The following is a 5673-nucleotide window of genomic DNA, read 5'->3' on the forward strand; positions in this document are numbered from 1 at the left end:
GCGTTTTACCATGCTGAGAGTTCAGCTTCATGTCACCTGAGGAACAGGGGATGTGAATTGGACAATCTGCCTGTAAATACTTGATACGTTTAACTAACTATCAGTGGGGAACTCTCTTACTGATGGAAGTTTCCTTTATATGATGGTGGATGCAGCCTTTTCCTTGAAAAGGAAATAATGAAAATCAACAATGCAGATGCAATATTAAAAAAATGCATTCATGAATTTCGTGACTTTGACAGAGATATAGTAGCAGAAAGGGTGAATAGCAATGCCAAAACCGGTAATTGCGATAGTCGGTCGGCCGAACGTAGGTAAATCGACAATCTTTAATAGAATAGTGGGAGAACGTGTTTCAATAGTTGAAGACGTTCCAGGAGTAACAAGAGACAGAATTTATAGTTCAGGTGAATGGTTGACACATGATTTTAACATAATTGATACAGGCGGGATCGATATCGGTGACGAGCCATTCCTCGAACAAATTCGCCAGCAGGCTGAAATTGCTATAGACGAAGCCGATGTAATTATCTTTATGACGAATGGTCGTGAAGGAGTAACATCTGCAGATGAAGAGGTAGCGAAAATTCTCTTTAAATCGAGAAAACCTGTCGTTCTAGCGGTCAATAAAGTCGATAATCCGGAAATGAGAGATCAAATCTATGATTTCTACGCGTTAGGTTTTGGGGATCCATTCCCAATCTCTGGATCTCACGGGCTTGGTCTTGGAGACCTTTTAGATGAAGCGGCAAAACATTTCCCTAAATTCAGTGGTCAGGATTATGCTGATGATGTTATTAAATTCAGTTTAATTGGAAGACCGAATGTTGGTAAATCATCACTAGTCAATGCCTTGCTTGGAGAAGATCGGGTTATCGTCAGTGATATTGAAGGCACGACTCGTGACGCGGTTGACTCACCGTATAAATATAATGGTAAAGAGTATGTCATTATTGATACCGCAGGGATGAGAAAAAAAGGGAAAGTGTATGAAAGTACGGAAAAATATAGTGTACTTCGTGCATTGAGAGCAATTGAACGTTCAGACGTTGTTCTTGTCGTTTTGAATGCGGAAGAAGGTATCCGTGAGCAGGATAAAAAAATTGCCGGATATGCCCACGAAGCGGGTAGAGCGGTCATAATAGTCGTCAATAAATGGGATGCTATCGAGAAAGATGAAAAAACCATGAAGGACTTTGAAGAAAAAATTCGTGCTCATTTCCTATTCTTAGATTATGCACCGATCATTTATCTTTCTGCCCTAACTAAAAAACGTACACATACGTTGATACCAGTCATTGATCAAGCTAGTGAGAATCATGCTATCCGTGTTCAGACAAATGTATTGAATGAAGTGGTTATGGATGCAGTGGCTATGAATCCGACACCAACTCATAATGGGAACCGTTTGAAAATTTATTATACGACCCAGGTAGCGATTAAGCCGCCAACTTTTGTTGTATTTGTTAACGATCCAGAGTTAATGCATTTCTCATATGAGAGATTTTTAGAAAATCGAATTCGGGACGCCTTTGGGTTTGAAGGAACACCGATACGCATTTTTGGACGTCAAAGAAAATAGAAAGGGCGGTATGTACAATGGTGAACGCAAAAGAAAGTATCGCAGTTATTGGTGCAGGGAGCTGGGGAACTGCTTTAGCGATGGTATTAGCTGATAATCAGCATGAAGTGAGGTTATGGGGACATAATTCGAAACAAATTGATGAAATAAATCAAGCTCATACTAATAAAAAATATTTGCCGGGAATTGAACTTCCAATAGGAATTAAAGGGTATTCTTCAATCGAGCAGGCTTTAGTTGGGATTGAAATAATTATATTAGCTGTGCCTACGAAAGCCTATCGTGAAGTGCTTGGTCAGCTTGAAGCAGCCCATGATAAGCCATTAACAATTGTTCATGTGAGTAAAGGCATTGAACCTGATTCGCTACTACGTATTTCAGAAATGATTGAAGAAGTATCTTCAACAGATTGGCTTAAAGATATTGTGGTCCTTTCTGGGCCAAGTCATGCTGAAGAAGTAAGTTTACGTCATCCAACAACAGTTGCCGTTTCTTCAAAAAATATGAAAGCGGCCGAAAAGGTTCAGGACATCTTTATCAATCATAATTTCCGTGTGTATACAAACCCTGATTTGATTGGTGTCGAAATCGGGGGGGCTTTAAAGAATATAATTGCTTTAGCAGCCGGTATTACGGACGGATTAGGCTATGGGGATAATGCAAAGGCAGCCTTAATTACACGAGGATTGGCTGAAATCTCTCGTTTAGGAGTAGCCATGGGCGCTAACCCACTCACCTTTTCAGGATTAGCTGGTATTGGTGACTTAATTGTAACTTGTACAAGCGTTCACTCCCGTAACTGGAGAGCAGGAAATATGCTTGGAAAAGGACAAAAGCTTGAGGAAGTTTTAGAAAGCATGGGTATGGTTGTTGAAGGTGTAAGAACCACTAAAGCTGCCTATCAACTTGCTCAAAAGTACGAAGTGAATATGCCGATTACTGAAGCCTTGTACGATGTCTTGTTTAATGGTGAAGAAGTGAAACAGGCAGTTGACCTCTTGATGAATCGATCGAAAACGAATGAAATGGAAGAACTCTTTAACATTTTGGATAGCAGACAGCAGGATTAACCTCAAATCTGTAGTTTCAATAAAAGAATTTCATTAAAATGGGCATTCGAGGATGCGCGTTGCAATGTATCAGCATACAATGCAACGAAAGTAAACTAGTAATTTGACCTCGGCACGGGGGATTTAGTCAAATGGGCAGAAGATATCTTGATATCTTCTGCTTTTTTTTATGAATAAAAATCACCCAATTACCTTACATTTTCGTTTATGACAAAATTTATATTCATCTTAAATACTTATTTATTGTTTTTAATTTGATCATCTCGAATTATGAATAAATGAATAGGTTATTCAAGTTTGCATGAAATTTCTACTAATTTCCCTGTTATTCGCTTAATATCGACTGTTTTTTTTGGTATGAAAATTGCGAAGTGTAATATATTCAGAAATTTCGCAATAAGGAGGCACTAGAAAACGTTGGTAAAATTTTAATCAATGAACACAGATAATTAGGAAGGGGAATGATACATGCAAACAGGTCAACTGAAAAGGTCTTTAAATTTATGGCATATTGTATTACTCGGTGTTGGATATATGACCCCGATGGTTGTTTTTGATACATTTGGGATTGTTTCTGAAAAAACAGGGGGGCATGTACCGACCGCTTATGTCATTGCTCTAATAGCGATGTTGTTTACGGCAGCCAGTTACGGGAAAATGGTAAAAGTATACCCGCAGGCAGGCTCGGCCTATACTTACACCCAAAAAACGATTAATCCGCATTTAGGCTTTCTTGTCGGCTGGTCATCGATGCTTGATTATTTATTTTTACCAATGGTGAATGCCGTATTAACAAAAATATATTTAACTGCTCTTTTTCCTGAAGTGTCTCCATGGATATGGGTGGTTGCATTTGTTCTTTTAATGACGGTCATTAACTTATTCAATGTGAACTTTGCTGCCAATTTTAATAGCTTTCTTGTTTTTTTTCAAATGCTAGTCATTATCATATTTGTGGCACTGGTTGTTAAAGGGGTTATGGGTGGTGAAGGTACAGGAGAGGTCTTCTCGATTCAGCCATTCATTGGGTCACATATGGAAATGTCCACTCTCATAACAGGAGCAACGATTCTATGTTTTTCTTTCTTGGGATTTGATGCGGTCACTACGTTATCAGAAGAAACACCAAATCCAACCAAAACAATTCCGCGTGCCATTTTTTTAACTGCTTTTATTGGCGGAGTTTTATTTGTGACAGCTGCTTTTTTTACACAGCTATTTTTCCCTGATGTTTCCCGTTTTGCTGACCCAGAAGCGGCATCACCTGAAATTGCCCTATATGTAGGAGGAAAACTTTTTCAGGCGTTCTTTCTTGCAGGTACATTATCTGGTACCCTTGCTTCAGGTCTTGCATCACATGCTAGTGTTTCAAGGCTTCTATATGTTATGGGTCGAGACCAGATGATCCCGAAAAAACTTTTTGGGTTTATCCATCCTACATATAAAACGCCATTTTACAATGTCATCTTTGTTGGGGCTATATCACTGGTGGCATTATTCCTTGATTTAGTAACAGCTGCTTCACTCATTAATTTTGGAGCTTTAATTGCTTTCACTTTCGTAAATATTTGTGTAATCATCCATGCAATTAGGAATAAAAGCTTTCGTTCAGTTAAAGGATTTCTAAGTAATATCTTGTCCCCGGTAATAGGAGCAGCATCAGTGTTCATCCTTTGGCTTAATCTTGAAATGAGTTCACTGATTCTAGGTGTTATTTGGGCGGTAATCGGTATTGGTTATCTTCTTTATCGGACGAAATTGTTTACCAATTCTCCTCCGCAATTCCAATTTGAAGAAGCTCAAAATATCTAAAAAAATCAGAAACAAGGGAGGGTGTCATACGTCTGATAGATGGATGAACAGGTCGTAAACGCCCATACCTGTTGTTCTATTTGGTTTTTCGTTTAAGGCGTTAGCGCATATGCTCTGGATTAATCCTATCAATAGTGAATCGGATCATAACAATACAAATGAAAAAATGTAAAAAGAGAATGAAAATTAGAAAGGAAAAATGTTCTTTTACACAAGTCAGTTTAAAACAATTTGGGGATGCATTAGCGGTACATGTAACAAGGGTCCAATAGAGGGCCCTTTTTTATGTTTACAGATTCAGTTATATTGAAGATGAGTTCAGGAGTAAATGTTTATTTTTTATCTCGCAATTTAGAATTATGTTAAAATAAAGGCTAGTGACAAAAGGAGAGTGAAACTGTGCTATCCATACCGGATGATAAAATTAGACCATTCATAACTATCACAATTGATCAACCTACATTTTCAGCTCAAAAAGTTTATGAGATACAGGAACCTTTCTTTTTTCTGATGAAGGAACAGCAAGTGTTTGCCTATATCCGCATGGAGGACCTCCCGTTAAACGATAGAACATTAACAGCCGAACAGCTTGTGCAGTATGCCTTTTCAATTGATAATGTCTGTAAGTTGCCTCCGAACATCTCTCTGCCGCTTCTTTATCAAATTATCGGTGAACCTATCGTATTGATAAAAACGGATGAAGGCATGCTTACTGGCTATGTTAAAAGGGAAGATGTGTTAGCTGAATTATTCAAGCAGGACAGCAAACAAAATTTAGATCTGTTAAAAGTTATTTTGACATCCATTCCTATGGGGATCTTTGTAGCTGATAAAGAAAGAAATATTGTTAACTTTAATGAATCAGGCTTGAAAATGATAAAAAAGCCTTCAGAACAAGTACTTAATCAACCTGCTGCGACCATCTTCAATAAGCAGCATATACATAGTGTGTTTACCAGTGGAGGCAGTATCCTCAATCAGCTGGAAATTACTGATATAATGAGTGTGCTTGTCGATTATAGCCCAATTCTAAACCATACTAAAGAAGTGGAAGGTCTTATTATCATCGTTCAGGACTTACCAATGGTTGAGGAAATGGCAATGGAAATAGAGTTGATAAAGAGTTCGAATAAGGATTTAAATGCCATTTTAGCGAATATCTATGATGAAATTCTGGTCGTTAATCAAAAAGGGGAACTGTTGCGCTAC

At 38.1% G+C, this 5673-nt stretch carries 4 protein-coding genes; all 4 read left to right on the forward strand.

The genetic code is table 11. From position 1 onward, the window contains the following. Window positions 1-271 precede the first annotated feature (271 nt). Entirely contained in the window at window positions 272-1582 is a 1311-nt protein-coding gene (gene der, locus AC1DUW_RS19920; RefSeq protein WP_477643270.1) for a ribosome biogenesis GTPase Der, read from the forward strand. A gap of 17 nt (window positions 1583-1599) precedes the next feature. After that, window positions 1600-2652 carry an NAD(P)H-dependent glycerol-3-phosphate dehydrogenase gene (locus AC1DUW_RS19925; RefSeq protein ID WP_053346789.1) on the forward strand — a complete coding sequence of 351 codons (1053 nt, stop codon included), beginning with the start codon at window positions 1600-1602 and terminating at the stop codon, window positions 2650-2652. Window positions 2653-3120: 468 nt separating this feature from the next. Then, a complete protein-coding gene (locus AC1DUW_RS19930; protein ID WP_053346788.1) occupies window positions 3121-4464 on the forward strand; it encodes an APC family permease in 1344 nt (447 codons plus the stop codon). Window positions 4465-4863: 399 nt separating this feature from the next. Then, window positions 4864-5673, forward strand: an 810-nt coding sequence (locus AC1DUW_RS19935) for a PAS domain-containing protein (protein WP_477643271.1), incomplete at its 3' end; no start/stop codon positions are given.

The organism is Peribacillus sp. P4_C12, from assembly GCF_056402095.1.

What these genes read in the sequence shown, in the direction of transcription:
- der (WP_477643270.1), top strand. Translation starts at nt 272, where the DNA reads ATGCCAAAACCGGTAATTGCGATAGTCGGTCGGCCGAACGTAGGTAAA.
- AC1DUW_RS19925 (WP_053346789.1), top strand. Translation starts at nt 1,600, where the DNA reads ATGGTGAACGCAAAAGAAAGTATCGCAGTTATTGGTGCAGGGAGCTGG.
- AC1DUW_RS19930 (WP_053346788.1), top strand. Translation starts at nt 3,121, where the DNA reads ATGCAAACAGGTCAACTGAAAAGGTCTTTAAATTTATGGCATATTGTA.